Source organism: Kribbella sp. NPDC104740, assembly GCF_055583505.1.
The window spans coordinates 610,419-629,677 of record NZ_JBVJNV010000004.1 but is presented as its reverse complement, the minus strand read 5'-3'; the positions used below and the strand labels follow the sequence as shown (position 1 = coordinate 629,677).

Below are 19,259 nucleotides of genomic sequence, written 5' to 3'. Positions count from 1 at the left end.
ATCAAGATACATGAAGGTCAGGGCAGCTGCTCCAGGAGGCCGTTGAGCTCGTCGAGGAGCGGGGGGATCCAGTCCTTCGAGGACGGGACGGTGTGGACGCCTTCCTCGATCACCCAGGCGAGGGCGCGCAGGGTGAAGCCGCAGCCGCCGATCAGGGTTTGGCGCTCGACCAGGGCGCGGTCGGTGCCGGCGGCTTCGCAGTACCGGGTGACGAGGTGGTCGCGGTCGTGGCCTAGGGCAACGGCTTCGCGGGTCAGGGTGTAGAGGTCGGGGAGCTGCGGGGCGAGGTAGGTGAGCGGCCAGTCGACCGGTGTCCAGCGGCGGCCGTCGGTGACCAGGTTCTTGCCGACGTAGTCGCCGTGGACCACCCGCGGGCGGACCGTTCGGTGCAGGTCGGCGACCGCGGGACGCAGGCGGGTCTCGACGCGCTCGACGAGGCCGGAGGCCGGCTCGGGGCGACCTTCCGCGACGCGCGCCGCCAGGTCCGACAGCCGATCGGCGTCGAACTCGCTTGCCCCGTCCACCGGAACGGAGCGGATCTCCGCCAGCAGGTCGACCGCCGCCAGGAAACCCTCCAGGCTCGGCTCCTGCTCGAGCGTGACGCGGCCGACGTCCTCCATCACCAGCAGCACCGCGCCGTCCAGGTGCACCAGCTCGAACAGCTCCGGCGCGGGCAGCCGCAGCGGCCGGACGTACCGCTCGTACGCCGTACCCTCGGTGCTCTGCGTGTCGCTCCCCCGCTTCACGATCACGCTGCGCAGCCCGTACGACAGCCGCCAGACCTCCGACGACCCCCAGCGCCGCAGCTGCTCCTCGCCCAGGTCGCCGGGCGCCGGCGCCCCGGTCGCCTTCAGCACCGCCGGCTCGACGGCCTCGATCCACTCCGGCAGCACGCCGTACACCCCCTTCACGCTCAGCCAGTAGAGCACGCGCTGTCCGCACTGTGCGCACCAATTAGAACCGATAGCCCTTGTCTGGCAGGCTTGCGGCATGACTGAGACTGCCGCGCACGCCTGGGGCTTCGGCCTCGCCACCGTCACCGAGTCGGGCTCGGTGCTCGACGTCTGGTACCCGGCGCCCGAGCTGGGCACCGCGCCGGCGGACGTGAAGGCGCCGGCCGAGCTGATCGCTGCCGAGGGCAACGACGACCTGCGCCAGGTCCGCCGCGAGGTGGTGAAGGCCGAGATCGCCCTGGCCGACGCCCCGTCCGGTACGGCGGACGCCTACCTGCGGCTGCATCTGCTGTCGCACCGTCTGGTCCGCCCGCACGGCGTCAACCTGGACGGCATCTTCGCCGCCCTGCCGAACAACGCCTGGACGTCGCACGGCCCGGTCCCGGTCGACCAGGTCGAGCAGGTCCGGCTGCGCGCGCGGGCCGCGGGCCTGCATCTGTCGGTGACCAGTGTCGACAAGTTCCCCCGGATGACCGACTACGTCGTCCCGTCCGGGGTCCGGATCGGCGACGCCGACCGGGTCCGCCTCGGCGCGCACCTGGCCGAGGGCACCACCGTGATGCACGAGGGCTTCGTGAACTTCAACGCGGGCACCCTCGGCACGTCGATGGTCGAGGGCCGGATCGTGGCCGGGGTCGTGGTCGACGACGGCAGCGACATCGGCGCCGGCGCGTCGATCATGGGCACGCTGTCCGGCGGCGGCAAGCAGGTGATCGAGATCGGCAAGCGCTGCCTGCTCGGCGCGAACGGCGGCATCGGCATCTCGCTCGGCGACGACTGCGTGGTCGAGGCCGGGCTCTACGTGACCGCCGGCACCAAGGTCACGCTCCCGGACGGCACCGTGGTGAAGGCGCGCGAGCTGTCCGGCCAGCCAGGGCTGCTCTACCTGCGCAACTCGGTCACCGGCGCGGTCGAGGCGCGGCCGCGCAAGGGCGAGGGCATCACGCTCAACGAGGCCCTGCACGCCAACGCGTGATCATACTTTCTGACGATTTTCCCCCGGCAGGCGTCGCTGCCGCGAACCTGCCGGGGCCCTTGCACGTCAACCAGTTCGTGACCAGTCATCCGGAACCCGCCGCCGGTCCCCGCACGTTGGGAGCGGTATGCCGGTGAATCGTGGAGTGATCGTGGCCGTCGGCGCGATCGGCGCGCTCGCGCTGGCCGTCGGCGGCGCGATCGCGTGGGTCGGCGGCCAGGGCATCGGGCCGCTGATCCCGCCGCGCGAGCAGTGCGAGGCGACCGTCAACGGCACCACCGTGACGCTCGACCTCGACCAGGCCGAGTCCGCCGCGGTGATCGCGGGCGTCGCCGTACGGCGGGGGCTGCCGCCCCGGGCCGCCACGATCGCGCTCGCGACGGCGTACCAGGAGTCCGGTCTGCGCAACCTCGCGCACGGCGACCGGGACTCGCTCGGCCTGTTCCAGCAGCGGCCGTCGATGGGCTGGGGCACCGCCGCGCAGGTCCAGGACCCGCACTACGCGGCGTGGAAGTTCTACGACGCGCTGGTGAAGATCAAGAACTACCAGTCGCTCGCGGTGACGGTCGCGGCCGACCGGGTGCAGCGCAGCGCCTTCCCGAACGCGTACGCCGACCACGAGGGCGACGCGCGGGTGCTGGCCTCGGCGCTGACCGGGCAGACCAAGGGCGCGTTCAGCTGCACGGTCGACAACCCGAGCGGTCCCGCCGAGACGATCGGCCAGAACGGGCTGACGCCGCGCGCGGAGGCGGTCCGGCAGGATCTGGCGAAGACGTTCGGCAAGCTCTCCACCGGCGGGTACGCCGAGGGCGGCGTCCGGTCGGGGCACATGGAGGGTTCGGCGCACTACGACGGCCGCGCGGTCGACGTCTTCGTCAAGCCGATCTCGGCCGCGAACACGACCCGCGGCTGGGCGCTCGCGCAGTACCTGGTGGCGCACGCGGACCGGCTGAAGATCAAGACCGTCATCTTCAGCGACAAGATCTGGACCGCGGGCGGGCGGTCGGACAGCGGGTGGCGCGACTACCAGGCGCCGGAGCGGCCGGGGAACCGGGACACCCTGCGGCACCTCGACCATGTCCACGTCGACGTAGTCGACCAATAGGTGCAGTGACGTCGTCGACCAGTAGACGCAAAAACTGCGGTGCACCGAGCCGGTGCACCGCAGTCTTCGGGAACTCAGCTCACTCGTCGTGCTCCTGCGGGGGCAGCGCCGCGATGAACGGGTGGTCCTTGTCGATCTTGCCCATCTTCGACGCGCCACCGGGCGAACCCAGGTCGTTGAAGAAGTCGACGTTCGCCGTGTAGTAGTCCTTCCACTGGTCCGGCGTGTCGTCCTCGTAGTAGATCGCCTCGACCGGGCAGACCGGCTCGCACGCTCCGCAGTCGACGCACTCGTCGGGGTGGATGTAGAGCATCCGGTTGCCCTCGTAGATGCAGTCGACCGGGCACTCCTCGACACACGCGAGGTCCTTGAGGTCAACACACGGCTGCGCGATGACGTAAGTCACTGGTACTCCTCCTATGGCCAGCAGGCGCAGCGGTCGGGAAATGCTGCGGTGCGGTAGTGCTCGGTTCTCTAGTATCAGGCTATAGCCAGGTCCACTCTGCCAGGAGTCCGCATCGTGTCAGGCGTCAGCACCCGTGATATCGGCCACCGTGTCGTGGTCCGCCACCGGCTCGGCGGCGGTCAGGCGACCGACGTGATCGGGGTGCTGCAGTCGTACGGCGAGCAGACCCTGGAGGTCCGTCACGCCGACAGTACGCCGTACCGGATCGAGCTGTCGGCAGTGGTGGCGGCCAAGCCGGTCCCGCCGATGCCGCTGCGCCGGGTGGACGTGGAGCAACTGTTCCTGACCACGGCGCTCGGCCGGCCGGCGGTGGAGACCCAGTACGTTGGCGAGTGGCTGCTGCGGGCGTCGAGAGGCTGGACCGGCCGGGCGAACTCGGTGCTCCCCGCCGGTGACCCCGGGTTGCCGTTCAGTGACGCTGCGAAGCAGGCGGAGGCCTTCTACCAGGAGCGCGGGCTGCCGCCGCTGGCGCTGGTCCGGATCGGGTCGCCGGAGCAGGAGGCGTTCCACGAGCACGGCTGGACGGACGCGCGGCCGGCGGACTCGGACACGCTGGTGCTGCACACGACGCTGGACCACGTGAACGCTGCACCGGCGTACGAGGTGCTGGTGTCGGACCGACCGGACGCTCGCTGGTACGACGCGGCCTTCGAAGGGCCGGTACCTGCTGTGGCCCCCGCAGTCATGGAGGGAGCGCCCCGGACCGCCTTTGCCTCGGTGGAGCTGGACGGGCAGGTGGTGGCGGTCGGGCGAGGCTCCATGACAGGGCACTGGCTGGCCATGGACGCTGTGCGCGTCGACCCGGCGTACCGGAGGCGTGGGCTGGCCACGGCGGTCCTGCAGGGGCTGGCGCGCTGGGCAGGGCCGCTGGGCGGGCGCCGGACGTACCTGGAGGTCGAAGAGCAGAACGCTGGGGCCCTCGCGACCTACCAGGCTGTTGGGTACGTCGAGGCGTACCGCTACCGCTACCTGACCAGCCGGTGAGCAGCCAGCGCTCCGACCAGGCTCAGGGCGGCGAAGCCGACTAGTACGACGCTGAGCGCGTGCTGGGGGTCAGTGCTCAGGCTGGAGTACACGGCGCCGGCCAGGGCGACGCCGAAGGCTCCGGAGAGCTGGGCGTTGGTGGCGACGACGCCGGAGAGGTCGGCGGCGTACTGGGTGGGCATGCTGCCGGTGATGCCGCCGATGAGCGTGTTGGCGCTGATGCCCAGGCCGAGGCCGCCTACGCCGAGTAGAGCGAAGAGGAGCGGGCCTGAGGTACCGCCTGCGAGCAGGTAGGCGAGGACTGCCAGGTAGCCGGTGCCGAGGATCGCGCAGCCCAGGACTGGGAGCCAGCGGATGCTGTCGGGGAGTCTGGGGAGCAGCGGGCCTGCCAGGCCGAAGGCGGCGACCCAGACGACCATGGCCAGGCCCGAGTACGCCGGGCTCTTGCCGAGGCCCTGCTGGAGGTAGAGGGCGAGCACGAAGAGCAGGGCGAAGTACGAGCCGGTGGTGGCGCCGTGGGCCAGCAGACCGGCGCGGACGCGGCGGTTGCGGAGGACCTGGCGGGCGATCAGCGGGCGGCCGCCGGACGCGGCAGCGCGGCGTTCGCCGTACTCGAAGAGGGCGAGGGTGGGGAGGCTGAGGGCCAGGCTGATCCAGGACCAGGCCGGCCAGCCGCGCTCGGAGCCCAGGAGGAGCGGGACGATCACCAGGAGGACCGTGGCGGACAGGGTGAGGACTCCCCTGGCGTCCAGCGGCTGCTTGGTGCCGCGGGCCGGGTCGAGGTGGCGCAGGCCGGCGACGGTCAGGGCGATGCCGATCGGGACGTTGACCAGGAAGATCGGGCGCCAGCTGGTGCCGAACAGGTCCGCCGAGATCAGGACGCCGCCGAGGACCTGTCCGGCGACGGCGCCACCGGACAGGGCGATGCTGAACCAGCCGAGGGCTTTGACGCGGTCGCGACCGGCGTACGAGAGCTGGATGCCGCTGAGGACCTGCGGGACCATCAGCGCGGCGCCGGCGCCCTGGAGGAAGCGGGCGGCGGTGAGGGTGCGGATGTCGGGGGCGAGGCCGCAGGCCAGGGAGGCGAGGGTGAACAGCTGCAGGCCGGTGAGGAAGACGCGGCGGTAGCCGAGCGAGGAGCCGAGGCGGGCGCCGGTGACGAGCAGGACCGCGAAGGCGACGACGTACGCCGAGACGACGAGCGCCGCCTGGCCTTCCGTGGCGTGCAGGGCGGACTGGAGGGCGGGGGCGGCGATGTTGGCGACGGCGGTGTCGACGTTCGCCATGAACTGGCCGGTGAGCAGGACGGCGAGCATCGCGCCGCGGCTGGGGGTGGTGGTCCGCGTGGTCACGTCCGGTGGAACGGTGGCGGCGGGCGGAGTGTGAGGGTGGGCGCGGCGTGGGGCGCGGGCGGCGCGGGTCGGCGGGATCGGGCTGGTCGGCGTACTAGGGTCGGCGCATGGCGGACCACGTGGCCGAGCGGCCGGAGTACCCGGGGGACTACGAGGCGACGGTGCGGGTCGAGTACACGCCGCACCCGGACGACGGGGTGGCGGACCCGGGCGAGATCGTCTGGACCTGGGTGCCGTTCGAGGAGGACCACCACCGCGGCAAGGACCGGCCGGTGCTGGTCGTCGGGTCGGACGGGGCGTACCTGCTGGCGCTGATCCTGACCAGCAAGGACCACGACCGTGATGCCGCCGACGAGGCGCGGTGGGGGCGGGTGTGGCTCGACATCGGTAGCGGGCCGTGGGACAAGGAAGGGCGCAACAGCGAGGTCAGGCTGGATCGGGTGCTGCGGATCGAGCCGGGGCAGGTGCGGCGCGAGGGTGCGGTGATCGGGGAGGACTTGTTCAACCAGGTCGCTGGACAGCTGCACCAACTACACAGAGCATGAAAAAGGGCCGCCCTCAGGCGGCCCTTTCATTTTCAGCTCGGTGGGCGGGTGCTGCCGGTCGGCTTGCCTTCGCCCGGAGTGGGCGGGGTGTCCGGCGTGTTCGGCGGCGTACCCGGCTTGGGCCCGCAGCGGATGTCGTCGGCGGCGTTGTAGTTCGTGGTGAACGACTCCGTCTTCACCCGGGCGCCGTTCTTCGCGAAGTACCGGTAGATCTTGATGTCGAACCCACCGGTCGGCGCCTGCGCGCGGCAGCCGGCCTCCTGGCTGTAGACCAGGCCCGGGGAGCGGAAGTTGTACTTCTCCGACTGCCCGGCGGTGACGTCCCAGACCTTGGTGCCCCAGATCGTCACCGTCAGGCTGCCCTGCTTGCCGGGCGTCGAGGCGGAGAAGATGGTCTGCACGAAGACGCCGTTGCCGGAGTCGTTCTGGAACTTCAGGTCCACCGACGGCCAGGCCACGGTCGCCTCGCGGCCGACCGGGTAGCGGTTGATGTAGACGCTGTGCGCCTTGTGCTCGACGTCCTTGAGCCCGGCGAAGAAGGCCGCGTTGAAGGTCGTGGTCGCCGACTGCGAGACACCGCCGCCGAGGTCGAGCACGAACTTGCCGCCGTTGATGATGTTGCCCTCGGTGAAGCCGTTCTCCTTGGTCCGCTCGCCGACGATCTTGTTCAGGCTGAACGTCTCGTTCGGCTTCAGCAGCGTGCCGTTGATCTTGCGGGCGGCGGTGCCGATGTTCACGTTGCGGTACTCGGCGTGCGGGAAGCGGGTGGTGAACGTCCCCATCTTCTCCTTGATGTTCAGCGCGCCGGCGGCCTCGGTGGTCAGCTCGGCCTTCGACTTGGCCAGCCCGACCGACACCTTGCGCTCGCCCTCGGCCTTCGGCAGCACCGACAGGATCGCCGGGATCACCTTGTCCCGGGCGACCACCTCGCCGTCGACGGCGGGCACCACCTGCGGGCGGCCGCCGACAATCTGGATGGTGGCGTCCTTGGGCAGCGTCTCCAGGCCCTTGAACCGCTTCTTGAACAGCGGCTCCAGCTTCTTCGCGTCCAGGCTCGGGGTGAACTTGCCGTCCTTGGCGACCAGTTTCAGCGCCGGGGCCAGCTCCTGCGGGGTCAGGTTGACGCCCTTGTCGCCGACGGTCAGCCGGACCGGGCCGGACATCGCGGGCTCGGCGTACTCGGTCATCGCCTTGCTGATCGCGTCGGTGCCGGCCTGCGGCTTGGTGACGCCGACCGGCAGGTCCTTGGGGTTCCCGTCGGAGGGGAAGCCGGACACCACGGTCTCGGCGGCCTTGTCGTTGTCGAGCTGCAGCCCGTCGGCCGGCGCGTGCTGGACGGCCTTGGCGTTCGGGAACGTGATGGTGCCCTCGGTGGCGGGCCGGTTGACCTGCTGCGCGAGCTTCTCGACGGCGGCCTTCAGCTTGCCCTCGTCCTGGGCGACGACGGGTGCGACCTCGTCACCGCCGGTGAGCGCCTGCCACATCCGGGCCGGGTTCAGGCTGCGGCCCGCACCGGCGTCGGCGACGGTCGCGTCCACGTCGAGGCTGAGCCCGGCGTCGGCCGGCTTCACCTGGTACGTCGACTCGCCGGCCTTCAGCTTGATCGGCAGCGCGAGCCGGTCCTCCAGACCCGCCTGCAGCTTGGCCTTCGCGTCGTCCTCGGACAGTCCGCCGAGGTCGATGCCCAGCACTGTCGTGTCCCCCGGTACCTTGTCGCCGGTCAGCGCGAACGCCACGCCGTACCCGACGACGAGCACTCCGAACCCCGCCGCGGCGATGATGACCGCGAGCTTGTTTCTCCCCACCGGACAGAGTCCTCCTGCTCGACACCAGATGACAGACGGCACATCCTACGCGACCGGGCCCACCGCTCCGGCCGTCGATCTGCCGTCAGCGGCCGGTGAGGTCCCGGTACTGCCCCGCGTAGTAGATCAGGGCGCTGGGGTCATCCGCGGCCCCCAGACTGAGCACCTCACCCACCACGATCGTGTGGTCACCACCCTCGTACGTCGCCCAGGTCCGGCACTCGATCCAGGCCGGCGCCCCCGCGATCAACGGGCACCCGGTCTTCGGCCCCGGCACCGTCGGCACCCCGTCGAACTGGCTGTAAAGATCCCGCCCCGACCGCGCGAAACGCTCCGCGACCGCCTCGTCACCAGCAGCCAGCACCGACACCGCCCAGTCCCCACTGGACAGCACCGCGTCGTGCATCCGCACACCCTTGTCCACACACACCAGCACCAGCGCGGGCTCCAGCGACACCGAGGTGAACGCACTCGCCGTCATCGCATGCGCGACCCCACCCTGCAACGTGCTCATGATCGTGATCCCCGACGCGAACCGGCTCATCGCCGTACGGAAGTCCGCAGGCGCGATGCTGCCACTGGAGTCCGGGGTCACTCCAGCAGCCTAAGTCCCGTTGATCCCTGACGTCGCAGCGTGGTGTGTGGCGACGGTCACGCGTCGAGCTGCTCGGTGACCTCCGGGGGTATGGCGACACCGTGCGCCGTGTACAGCTTCCGCGCGGCCAGCAGCTCCGTCCGCGCCTCGGAATCGCGTCCCAGTGCGCGGTACGCGCGGCCCAGACCGGCCCGGATCGCCGCTTCGCTGTGCCACAACTCGTTCTCGGTCGCCATCCGGAGGGCGTCGGTGAGCCGGTCGAGCGCCTCGTCGTACCGGCCGAGCTCGACCGCGATCTCCCCGAGGTGCTGCTGGGCCTCACATGCGCCGTTGGTCCGGCCGACCTCCCGGTACAGCGCCAGACTCTGCTCCAGCGCGACCTCGGCGTCGGCGAACTGTCCGGCCTGCTGGTACGAGGTGCCGACGGTGTAGTGGCGCATGGCTGCCTGGGACGGCTGGATGCCGGGACGTTGCAGGTACAGCTCCACCGCCGGCCCGAACGCGGCTCGTTGCGCTGCCAGGTCACCGGCCCGCCCGGCGATCATCCCGAGCACCAGATGGCACCAGGACTGCTGCTCGATGTTGCCGTCTTCCTGGGCCATCTCGAGCGCCTGCTCGGCGACGGTACGGGCCCGGTCGAGCTGGTCGCCCGACTGCTCGTACGCGTGGGCCAGGTTGGTCAGGCACCGGACCACGAACGGGCGTGCGTCCAGCCGCCGACCGAGCGCGATGGCCCGTTCCAGGTGCGCCGCCCCGGTGGCGAAGTCGCTCAGCTCGTCGTAGACGAGCCCCAGGTCCAAGCGCAGCAGCGCTGCCAGGACCGGTTCCTCCTGCTCGTCCACCAGGTCGATCCCGAGCCGCAGCAGGTCGCGCCACTCCGCCCAGCGCTTGCGGTGCATGGCGTACACGCCGACGCCGATCGCGAGGCGGACCACGAGGTGCCGCTCGTCCGCGGTACCGTCGGCCGCCGTCCGCGCGGCGGGCACCATGGCGGCGCGGTCGAAGTCGATCGCGTCGGCGGTGGCCGGGATGTCGAGGCCGGCCGCGGGACGGGACCAGCTCGGATCGACCCAGCTCGCACCGATCGTCCGGCGGGTCGGCGCCTGCTCGTCGAGCCGCCAGACCAGCGCGACGAAGCACTCGAGGACGGCGCGGCGCACTCTCGCGGCGTCGCCGTCAGCGGCGAGGTCCCGCCCGACCGCCCGGACCAGGTCGTGCAGCCGGTACCGGTGCAGCGAGGGGGTCTCCAGCAGATTCGTGTCGACCAGGTGCTCCAGGGCCGCCTCGGCGTCGTCCTCCGGTACGCCGAGAGCCGCTGCCGCGAGCCGGAGCGAGAAGTCCTCGCCGTCGATCAGGGCGACCGACGGCAGCGCGTCGGCGGCGTACCGGTCGACCGGGTGGGCGCCCTGGCGGAGCGCGTCGACCGACAGTCCGATCGTCGCGCGGACGCCGGTGTCCGCCGCGTCGTCGAGGACGTCGAGCTTGGCCCGCTCGTCCCCCAGCGCCGCGGTCATCGCCTCGATCGACCGCCGGCCGGTGCCGAGCTGGCTGCCGACGATGCGCAGCGCCAGCGGCAGTCGCCCGCACAGCCGGACCAGCTCGCGCCGGGACTCCGGATCGTGGTCGTCGGCCCCGCCGCCGGACCGCTGGAGCAGGTCGAGCGCCTCCTGCTCGTCCAGCAGATCCAGGTGGACCTGCTGAGCTCCGGCCAGCGTCAGCAGCCGGGTCCGGCTGGTGACCAGTACGACGGACTCGCCGACTCCGGGGAGCAGCGGCTCGATCTGCTCGGTGGACCCCGCGTCGTCGAGCACGAGGAGGACCTTCCGGTCGGCGACCAGCGACCTGAATCGGGCCGACGCCGTGCTCACGTCGGCCGGGATCTGCGCGGCCGGTGCGCCCAGCGCGCGCAGGACGCGGGTCAGGGCCTCCAGCGAGCTGACCGGCTCACCGCCGCCGTGCGCCCGCAGGTTCAGGTAGATCTGGCCGTCGGGGAACGACGCGGCCGACCGGCGCGCGGCGCGCACCGCCAGGGCCGTCTTGCCGACTCCGCCCATCCCGGAGACGGCCGCGACCACAGTGCCGAGCCCGCGGCCCGCGCCGAGAAGGACATCTGTCAGCTGGGCCAAGGTGCCGTCGCGGCCGACGAAGTCCTCGATGTCGGGCGGGAGGCTCTCGGGACCGGTCTGTCCTGTCGGCCGGGCGGCAGCGGTGCGGAGTACGTCGTACTCGGTGGTCGAGAGGCCGAGCGCCGTCGCGAGCGCGTCGAGCGTCGTGGGCCGCGGGTACCTGCGGCGGCCTCTCTCCAGAGTCGCGACCGCGCCGACGCTCAACCCCGAGCGTTCGGCCAACTGCTCCTGGGTCAGCTCCGCGGCGAGCCGGAACGCCTTGAGCAGGTCAGCGAGAGCGGCGGCCATGCCGCCTGATCGTAGTCAGGCGGCGCGGCCGGTCGCTCAGAGCCCGGCGAACAGGTCGTCCTCGACGCCGTTCGGGCCGGGGGCGGCGGTGCCCTTGACCAGGCGGTAGGCCTCGTCGCCCCAGATCTCGCTGCCGTTGTTGTTGGACAGGGCGAAGAACGGGCCGTCGACGGTGATCTGGGTGGCGTGCGCCTTCATCGCGTTCATCTTGCGGTCCCAGTACCCGTCGGCGGAGACGATGCAGTCGATCAGGCGGTCGGGGGTGATCATCGGCGGCATCGGGCCCTCGGGGTCGAGGCCGTCGAAGGTGGTGGTGTCGCCGGCCTCGCGGAGCTTGCGCAGGCTGTCGCGCATCGGGCCCTCGGCCATCGCGGTCCAGTAGATCTTGGCGATGTCCCAGGCCGGGCCGAGGTCCTCGCGGTACGAGCGGGCGGCGGCCAGGGCCGCGGCGTACGTCGCGACGCGGTGCGCCTTGATGTGGTCGGGGTGGCCGTAGTTGCCCCACTCGTCGTAGGTGACCAGGACCTGCGGGCGGACCTCGCGGATCACCTGGACCAGGTCGTTCGCGGCCGTCACCAGGTCGGCCTGCCAGAAGCTGTCCGGGCGGGTGTCCGGCGGGACGGCGGCATTGCCGCTCTCGTCGTAGATCATCCCGGTGTCGCGGTACTTGCCGGGGCCGCCGAGGAAGCGGTGGTCGGTGACGCCGAGCTCGTCCATCGCGGCGGCCAGCTCACCGATCCGGTGCGGGCCGAGCGCGTCGCTCCGGTCGGCGGCGAGGTGCTCGAGCTCCGGGACCAGCACCTCCCCCTCCTCGCCGAGGGTGCAGGTGATCAGCGTGACGTGGGCGCCTTCGGCGACGTACTTCGCCATCGTGGCGCCGTTGTTGATGGTCTCGTCGTCGGGGTGGGCGTGCACCAGCAGCAGCCGGCGGGCAGGGAGCTCGGTCATGGCGATCAGCCTACGTCGCGGTTCGGACAGAAACCGTGCGACGCAAGCCGACCGCCACGGGCCGCTACCACCAGGTCACGGCCCGTACGAGCTCAGCCGAACCGGCGGACCAGCAGGCACCCGGCCTGGAACCGCGACCGTGCCCCCAGCCCGGCGATCAGCGCGCTGATCTCCGACCGGACGGTGCGCAGCGACAGCCCGAGCTGCCGGGCGATCGCCGCGTCCTTGGCACCGGTGGCCATCAGGCGGCCGATCAGCACCTGGCGGGTGGTCAGGTCCTTCGCCGCGGCCGGTGTGGGCCGCCGCGATCCGAGCTCGTACACCTCACAGACGACCTCCGGCGCGAAATCCTCCATTCGCACCACAGGGACAGCCTGGTAAACGGACATCCTCAACTCCTCCCCAGATTGGTCCAGCGCAGCCCATTCTTCTGAGCGCCCGGGGAGGTCACCAGGTACAACCCATACAGTTCACCCATACAAAGTCGCTGTTCGTGAGGGGAGGCGGGCGTGGAGTCGCAGTTCGCCGCCCTGCTCCGCCGGCACCGGACGGCGGCGGGCCTCACCCAGGACGAGCTGTCGGTGGCCTCCGGGATCAGCGTCCAGGCCATCAGCACGCTGGAGCGCGGCACCCGCAAGTACCCCCAACCGGCCACCGTCAAGGCGCTGGCAGCCGCTCTCCGGCTCGACAAGGACCAGCAGGCCGCGCTGGTCGCCGCAGCCTCCCGTCGCGGCAAGACGGACCGCATGCCGCTGGACGAGCCCGCGCTCCCAGTCGTCTCACCGCGGCAGCTCCCGTTCGCCAGCGGCGACTTCACCGGCCGGGTGCAGGAGCTGGCCGAGCTGAGCCGGTACCTGATCGACAGCCCCGGTGTGAGCGTGACGGCGATCACCGGTATGGGTGGCATCGGCAAGACCACTTTGGCCATCCACGTCGCGCACGAGGTGGCCGCACACTTCCCCGACGGCCAGCTGTACCTGGACCTGCGCGGCTTCGGGCTGGGCCCGCCACTGGAGCCACTGGAGGCGCTGACCTACCTGCTGGAGGACCTGGGCGAGATCCCGGCAGCTGACCTGCCCACCGCGGCAGCCCGCTTCCGGACTGTGCTGTCCAGCCGCCGGCTCGTGCTGCTGCTCGACAACGCGGCCGACCACGAGCAGGTGCGGCAGCTGCTGCCAGGAGCCGGTGGCTGCGCCGCTGTGGTGACCAGCCGTCGCAGCATGGCGGGTCTGGGCGGTCGCCAGTACCAGCTGGGTGAGCCGCCGCTGCACGAGTCGATCGAGATGCTGCGGCGGATCTCCGGCCGGCTGGAGGCACCGGAGGACGAGTGCGCCGAGGTGGTTCGCCAGTGCGGCGGGCTGCCGCTGGCCATCCGGATGGCCGGCGCCCGGCTGGCCTCCCGGCCGTCCTGGCCGGTGGCGCACCTGGCTGACCGGCTCGCTGACGGCCGGCGTCGGCTGGACGAGCTCCAGCTCGACGACTCCGGCGTACGGGCGACGCTGGTGCTGTCGATCGAGCAGCTGGCCGGCAGCGAGGACCCGATCGACGTCCAGGCGGTGTCGATGTTCGCGCTGCTCGGTCTGGCCGAGTGCACGGACCTGACAGCGGCGCTGGCCGCCTCCTTCTCGGACAGCCCCGAGCCGGAGGCCGAGATCGTGCTGGAGCGGCTGGTGGACGTTCACCTGCTCACCACGCCGTCGCCGGGGGTCTACCGCCTGCACGACCTCGTACGGGTCGCCGCCCGCGAGTTCGCCGAGCAGACGCTCACCCGCGAGGACCGGCTGGCTGTCACCACGCGCTGGATGAAGCGGATCTCGGCGGTGGTCTGGCGAGCCAGCGAGTACTCCGGCCACGGCGTCACCCGCGAGGGGTGGCTGGACGAGGAGTGGCTGAAGGGCGCCGACGACCTGCCGGCGCAGGAGGACGTGCTCGGCTGGCTGGACGCCCAGCGCTCCGGGCTGGTCACCACCATCCAGCACGCGGTCACAGAGCAGCCGGAGCTCGCCGTACAGGTAGCGGTCGGGCTCAACGCGTACTACGCCCTCCGGCGCGCCTGGCTCGACTGGCTGCAGGTCAACGAAGCCGTACTCCGCCTGGTCAACGGCGGCTCCGACCGCATCGCCGAGGGCCTGGTGCTGCACGACCTGGGCGCTGCCCACGCCGAGCTCGACCAGTACCAGCAGGCGGTGATGCCGCTGCGCCGGGCGATCGAGGCCGCCGACGCCTCCGGCGACGGCAACCTGCAGGCCCTGTGCCTGAGCAGCCTCAGCCACGTCCTCGAACGCACCGGCCGGACCGCCGACGGCATCCCGTACGCCGAACGCGCGCGCGAGATCGGCCTCCGGCTCGGCATCCCGCCCCGCGCCGCCTGGGCCTGCCTGGCGCTCGGCATGCTCTACCTGAAGACCGGCGCCACCGAGACCGCCCAGCGGCACTTCACCGAGGCGCTGGGCCTCCTGGTCGAGCCCGGCCAGGAGCGCTACCGCGGCATGATCGCCCAGAACATCGGCGTCTCCTACCGCGAGGCCGGCCACTACGACCTGGCCGCCGAGAGCCTCCAGCAGAGCCTGGCGCTCTACCGCCGCGCAGGCGCCGCCGTACAGCAGGCAGAGGTCCTCAACGAGCTCGGCAAGCTCTGCCTGGCCCAGGACCGCCTCGACGAGGCCGTCGCCCACCAGAGCGAGGGCCTGGCCATCGCCGGCCAGTACGGCGACTGGCTCTGCGAGGCCGACATCCGCAAGTCCCTAGGCGAGGTCCGCCACCTCCAGGGCCGCCTCCCCGAGGCCCGCCGCGAGTGGCGCATCGCCCTGTCCATCCGAGAGCAGCACAACGCCCACGGCACCGCCGAACTCCGCGACCTGCTCAGCCTGCCCGCGCCCAGCTAGAGCGCCTCCAGCAACCCCCGAGCCTCATCGGCAGCAGCCATCCCACGCGAGGCGTAGATCTCCACCGCCGCCTCCAGATGACCACGCGCCTCGTCGGAACGTCCCAACGCGACCAGCACCTGAGCGAGCCGCACCCTGACGCTGCCCTCGCGGTCCCACAGCTCGAACTCCTCGGCGCCGGCCAGCGCTTCGGTGAGCGACTCCAGCGCACCGGCAACGTCGCCTGACAGGAACATCACCCACCCGAGGTCCTCGTTGGCCTCCGGCAGGTACGGCCCCGCGTTGTTGTCGCGCAGGATCTGCAGGCTCTCCCGAGCCGGCGCGACAGCGTCCGCGTAGTCACCGGTCTCCCGGTACGACAAGCTGATGTGCTGGAACACGATGGCCACTCCCCGAGCCGCCCCGACCTTCCGCATCACCTCCACCGCGCGCTCGAAGTCGCGGGCCCTGGCGGCCTGCCCGAGCTTCCCGCGGAGCATCCCCCGCACGACAAGAGCCATCGCCTCGGCTTCCTGGTCGCCGCTCGCGAGAGCGAGCGCGAGCGCCTCCTCGCCGTACCGCAGGCCTTCCTCGACCCGGCCGGCCCGCTCGAGCATGTGGCTCAGGCTCGTCACCTGCCCCGCCCGGAAGGCCGGGACGTCGACCGTCTCGAGCTCGGCCAGCGCCTGCAGCAAGGAGTCCGCGGCGGCGCCGAACTCCGCGAGCTCCCCGTGCGCCAGGCCACGGTCCGCCAGGAGCATTGCCTTGGGCAACGGTTCGGTGGCGGTCGGGGCGGCCAGCCCGGCGATCTCCTTCCACTCGGGCCAGCGCCGCCGGGCGATGCAGTAGTAGTTCGTCCCGACCGCGAGCCGGACGACCAGGTCACGCTCCTGCGTGGATCCGGCGACCGCTCGGCGCAGCGTGGCGATCAGGTTGCCGCGCTCGTCGTCGAGCAGGTCCAGCAGGGTGTTCCGGTCGGTGAGGTCGGCAGCATCGGCCCGCCACGCGGGATCGCTCCAGTGCTCTCTGGTCGCCGGCGGGCGCCTCGACGACTGCGTCAGCTGCCAGACCATCGCGATGTACGTGTCCAGCACGCGGCAGCGAACGGCGCTCTGCTCGGCGGCGTCCAGCGCAGAGCCGAAGTAACTCGCCACGAGGTCGTGCAGGCGGTAGCGGGTCGGCGCGTGGGCTTCCAGCAGGCTGACGTCAGTGAGTCGCTCCAGCAGTAGGTCCGCCTGGTCGGGCGTCGTACCGGCGATTCGAGCGGCCACCCGCGACCACACGTCGTACCCGTCGAGTGCCGCGATCTGCGGCAGCAGCTGGACAGCTGCCACGTCCAGCGGGTCGTCCGACGCGGCCAGCTGCTCTACGGATACCGCGATGCTGCTCCGCACGCCGTGCCCGTCATCGTCCAGCCGTGCGACGCGGCCGGACGTGTCGGCCAGCTGCTCGGCAAGGGCTTCGACAGCCCCGGCCGGCTTGTCGACCAGCCGTGCACCAGCGATCCGCACGGCCAGCGGCAGACAAGCGCAGTACCGTACGACGCGCTGCGCGGCGGCGGGCTCCGCCTGCACCACCGGGCCACCCACCTCGGCGAGCAGTCGCACGGCCTCCTCCTCCGACAGCGCGTCTAGCTGGAGCTGCCGCGCGCCAGCGAGCTCCGGCATCGACCGCCTGCTCGTCACGATGACCGCGCTCCCGCTCGTCCCCGGTAGCAGCGGCGTCACCTGGCTGCTGTCGGCGGCGTTGTCGAGGAGGATCAGCATCCGGCGCCCGGCGACCGCGCTGCGGTACCTTGCGGCAGCACTGTCCAGGTCGGTCGGGAGATCGCCGGCGGGCATGCCGAGCGACCGCAGCACCCTGTCCAACGCGGTCAACGGATCGACCGGACCCGAGCGGCTGTAGCCACCGAGGTCGACCAGTACCCGGCCGTCGGGGAACTCCGCGGCCACATCGGCGGCGACCTGCAGCACCAGCGCGGTCTTGCCGATCCCGCCCATCCCGGTGACCGACACGATCGGTACGGCGGGACCGACGGCGCCGGTGGTCAGGTACGCCGTCAGGCTCTCGACCTCGCCGGCCCGTCCGGTGAAGTCCGTCGGCGGAGCGGGCAGGTCACGGGAGCTGGACGGTGTCCGTGCCGTTGCCAGCAGCAACTGATCGCGCTCGGCGGCCGGGCACTGCAACGCGTCGGCCAGCGCCGTGACCGTCGACGGCCGCGGAAAGCGGCGCCGACCGGTCTCCAGCAACCGCACGGCCTGCGCACTGATTCCCGCGGTCTCGGCCAACCGTTCCTGGGTGAGTCCCCGGTCGCGCCGCAGCCGGCGCAGGACCGCGCCGAAGGTCTCGTTCACGCGTCGTCCCGTCTGCCGCGGATGGGGCGAACAGCCTACCCAGACGTGCCGAGGGCGGTACCGGAGATCCGGTACCGCCCTCGGGTTCAGCTAGTTGGTGCTACCTGCTCGAGATCAGCCGACCTTCTTCAGGGCGATCTTGGTCAGGTCCGGCAGACCACCGATGTCGGAGTTGGCGGTCGCGCCGGTGATGTTGCCACCGAAGACGTAGACGTTGTTGTCCGCCGAGATCGGAACCAGCGGGAACGTCTTCATCGCCTCGTCCAGAACGTCGGCCCACGCGTTCGTGGCCTCCTTCTGGTCCGCGATCTTCGGGATCTCGTTCATCTTGTCCCAGCCGACCGGCGAGCGGCCGTAGTTGTTCTGGGCGGCCTTGCCCGGCGCGGTGTTGTCCGGGCCGAGGACCGGCGGAACGATCGTCGACAGCGACGGCCAGTCGTTGCACCAGCCGGCGGTGATCAGGTCCGTCGCCGACGCGTCGTTCTGCTGCGTCGAGTAGTAGTTGTCACCCGGGATCTTCTTGATGTCGACGTTGACACCGATCTTCTTCCAGGCGGCCTGAGCAGCCTCCGCGGCCTTGATCGAGATGTCGGTCGCGTCGGACGCACCGAGCTGGAGCTTCTCGCCCTTGTAGCCGGCCTCGGCCAGCGCGGCCTTGGCCTTCTCGACGTCACCGGTCAGCGGCACCTCGAAGGCGGAGTTCTTCCGGTAACCCTCGAGGCTCTCCGGCACGATCGAGTCCGACGGGACGTTCAGCTTGTCGCCACCGCGCGCGGTGATGTACGCGGTCTTGTCGAACGCGTAGGTCAGCGCCTCGCGCATCTTCTGGTTCTTCAGCAACGGCTTCTGCTGGTTGAACGCGATGTAGCGACGGCAGGAGTCGGTGCCCTCGACGACCCGGTCCTTGACGTTGGCCTGGGTCAGCTTGGCCAGGTTCTGCGGCTGGACGCCGGAGAAGCTGATCGAGTTGGCGTCGGCACCGGTGCCCGCGATCAGGCGCTGGTCGACGATCGCCTCGTCGTCACCGAACTTGAACTCGAAACCGTCCGGCATGGCCGTGCGGATCGGGTCGGTGGCCTGGTCCCAGTTGGTGTTGCGCTCCAGCACCAGGGTCTTGTTGCGGGTGTAGGTCTTGACCTTGTACGGGCCGGAGGAGAACACCCGGTTGTCGTACTGGGTCTTGGTGTCCTTGGCCTGCGGCACCGGCGCGAAGATCTTCATCGACGCGGTCATGTGGAACTCCGAGACCGGCTGGTTCAGCTTGAAGACGATCGTCTTCTCGTCCGGGACCTCGATCGCGGTGCAGCCCTTGCCACCGTTGTTGCCGGCCGGCGAGTACGGGCCCAGGTAGCCCTTGCAGTCCAGGTAGTTCTTGCCGTACGGCGCACCTTCGGACAGGTCGGCGGAGAACGACCGCTCGACGTTGTACTTGATGTCCTTGGTCGTGATCGGCGAACCGTCCTCGTACTTCAAGCCGTCCTTCAGCGTGAAGGTCCAGGTCTTGAAGTCGGCCGAACTCTCCCACTTGTCGGCGAGGTCACCGACCAGCTCGACCTTCTTGGCCGCGCCGTCCCACTTGAATGCGGTCAGCGTGCGGTAGAGGAGCTGGCCGGACATGCCGGTGTCCGTGACGAACGCACGGGCCGGGTCGAGGTGCTCGAAGTCCGAAGCGTGGTAAACGGTGACGATTCCACCCTTCGCCCCCTCCGTCGAGCTCCCGCCGCCGGTTCCGCCGCCGTTGTCGTTGTCCCCGCCGCATGCCGCCAGCGTGAGGGTCAGGGCCAGACCCGTGGCAACCACGGCTCCGGCGCGCTTGGCGTGTCTCATGCCATCCTTCTTTCTGTTTCCTCCATCGGGACGCCGGGTCACGGCTGCCCTGGTGACTGGAATGCCGGTCA

15 protein-coding genes are annotated in these 19,259 nt (G+C 71.0%); 5 read left to right on the top strand and 10 right to left on the bottom strand.

The window, feature by feature from the left end; all coding sequences use genetic code 11:
• Nucleotides 1–17 precede the first annotated feature (17 nt).
• On the bottom strand, nucleotides 18–929 hold the full coding sequence (locus tag ACZ6Z4_RS24135) for a phosphotransferase family protein (RefSeq protein WP_465568689.1): 912 nt from the start codon (nucleotides 927–929) through the stop codon (nucleotides 18–20).
• 61 nt (nucleotides 930–990) lie between these two features.
• On the opposite strand from ACZ6Z4_RS24135, the gene dapD reads away from it, so the two are divergent.
• Both dapD and ACZ6Z4_RS24125 read left to right on the top strand, forming a co-directional pair.
• Complete coding sequence (gene dapD, locus ACZ6Z4_RS24130; protein ID WP_465568686.1) at nucleotides 991–1,929, top strand: 2,3,4,5-tetrahydropyridine-2,6-dicarboxylate N-succinyltransferase; 939 nt, start codon at nucleotides 991–993, stop codon at nucleotides 1,927–1,929.
• Nucleotides 1,930–2,056: 127 nt separating this feature from the next.
• Nucleotides 2,057–3,034: a VldE C-terminal domain-containing protein gene (locus ACZ6Z4_RS24125; RefSeq protein ID WP_465568683.1), complete on the top strand. Its 978-nt coding sequence runs from the start codon at nucleotides 2,057–2,059 to the stop codon at nucleotides 3,032–3,034.
• Nucleotides 3,035–3,113: 79 nt separating this feature from the next.
• On the opposite strand, the gene fdxA is transcribed toward ACZ6Z4_RS24125, so the two are convergent.
• Nucleotides 3,114–3,440 carry a ferredoxin gene (gene fdxA / locus ACZ6Z4_RS24120; protein WP_363665263.1) on the bottom strand — a complete coding sequence of 109 codons (327 nt, stop codon included), beginning with the start codon at nucleotides 3,438–3,440 and terminating at the stop codon, nucleotides 3,114–3,116.
• Nucleotides 3,441–3,554: 114 nt separating this feature from the next.
• Between fdxA and ACZ6Z4_RS24115 the strand changes: the two genes are divergently transcribed.
• A complete protein-coding gene (locus tag ACZ6Z4_RS24115; protein ID WP_465568679.1) occupies nucleotides 3,555–4,484 on the top strand; it encodes a GNAT family N-acetyltransferase in 930 nt (309 codons plus the stop codon).
• On the opposite strand, the gene ACZ6Z4_RS24110 is transcribed toward ACZ6Z4_RS24115, so the two are convergent.
• Nucleotides 4,466–5,836: an MFS transporter gene (locus tag ACZ6Z4_RS24110; protein WP_465568670.1), complete on the bottom strand. Its 1,371-nt coding sequence runs from the start codon at nucleotides 5,834–5,836 to the stop codon at nucleotides 4,466–4,468. The two genes, ACZ6Z4_RS24115 and ACZ6Z4_RS24110, sit on opposite strands and share 19 nt — an antisense overlap.
• A gap of 107 nt (nucleotides 5,837–5,943) precedes the next feature.
• On the opposite strand from ACZ6Z4_RS24110, the gene ACZ6Z4_RS24105 reads away from it, so the two are divergent.
• Nucleotides 5,944–6,381 carry a type II toxin-antitoxin system PemK/MazF family toxin gene (locus ACZ6Z4_RS24105; RefSeq protein ID WP_465568667.1) on the top strand — a complete coding sequence of 146 codons (438 nt, stop codon included), beginning with the start codon at nucleotides 5,944–5,946 and terminating at the stop codon, nucleotides 6,379–6,381.
• Between the two features lie 32 nt (nucleotides 6,382–6,413).
• On the opposite strand, the gene ACZ6Z4_RS24100 is transcribed toward ACZ6Z4_RS24105, so the two are convergent.
• The 5 genes from ACZ6Z4_RS24100 to ACZ6Z4_RS24080 form a co-directional block, all read right to left on the bottom strand.
• Entirely contained in the window at nucleotides 6,414–8,186 is a 1,773-nt protein-coding gene (locus tag ACZ6Z4_RS24100) for a VanW family protein (protein WP_465568664.1), read from the bottom strand.
• Nucleotides 8,187–8,271: 85 nt separating this feature from the next.
• Nucleotides 8,272–8,781 (bottom strand): flavin reductase family protein, encoded by a 510-nt coding sequence (locus ACZ6Z4_RS24095; RefSeq protein ID WP_465568661.1) that lies wholly within the window; start codon nucleotides 8,779–8,781, stop codon nucleotides 8,272–8,274.
• Between the two features lie 56 nt (nucleotides 8,782–8,837).
• Nucleotides 8,838–11,195 carry a tetratricopeptide repeat protein gene (locus ACZ6Z4_RS24090; RefSeq protein WP_465568658.1) on the bottom strand — a complete coding sequence of 786 codons (2,358 nt, stop codon included), beginning with the start codon at nucleotides 11,193–11,195 and terminating at the stop codon, nucleotides 8,838–8,840.
• A gap of 36 nt (nucleotides 11,196–11,231) precedes the next feature.
• Nucleotides 11,232–12,143, bottom strand: a complete 912-nt coding sequence (gene mshB / locus ACZ6Z4_RS24085) for an N-acetyl-1-D-myo-inositol-2-amino-2-deoxy-alpha-D-glucopyranoside deacetylase (protein ID WP_465568655.1) — start codon at nucleotides 12,141–12,143, stop codon at nucleotides 11,232–11,234.
• Nucleotides 12,144–12,235: 92 nt separating this feature from the next.
• A complete protein-coding gene (locus ACZ6Z4_RS24080) occupies nucleotides 12,236–12,532 on the bottom strand; it encodes a response regulator transcription factor (RefSeq protein ID WP_363665272.1) in 297 nt (98 codons plus the stop codon).
• Between the two features lie 120 nt (nucleotides 12,533–12,652).
• On the opposite strand from ACZ6Z4_RS24080, the gene ACZ6Z4_RS24075 reads away from it, so the two are divergent.
• A complete protein-coding gene (locus tag ACZ6Z4_RS24075) occupies nucleotides 12,653–15,028 on the top strand; it encodes a tetratricopeptide repeat protein (RefSeq protein WP_465568651.1) in 2,376 nt (791 codons plus the stop codon).
• On the opposite strand, the gene ACZ6Z4_RS24070 is transcribed toward ACZ6Z4_RS24075, so the two are convergent.
• Nucleotides 15,025–17,361, bottom strand: a complete 2,337-nt coding sequence (locus tag ACZ6Z4_RS24070) for an ATP-binding protein (RefSeq protein WP_465568647.1) — start codon at nucleotides 17,359–17,361, stop codon at nucleotides 15,025–15,027. The genes ACZ6Z4_RS24075 and ACZ6Z4_RS24070 overlap by 4 nt on opposite strands.
• 114 nt (nucleotides 17,362–17,475) lie before the next feature.
• Nucleotides 17,476–19,188 carry an ABC transporter substrate-binding protein gene (locus ACZ6Z4_RS24065; RefSeq protein WP_465568643.1) on the bottom strand — a complete coding sequence of 571 codons (1,713 nt, stop codon included), beginning with the start codon at nucleotides 19,186–19,188 and terminating at the stop codon, nucleotides 17,476–17,478.
• Nucleotides 19,189–19,259 lie beyond the last annotated feature (71 nt).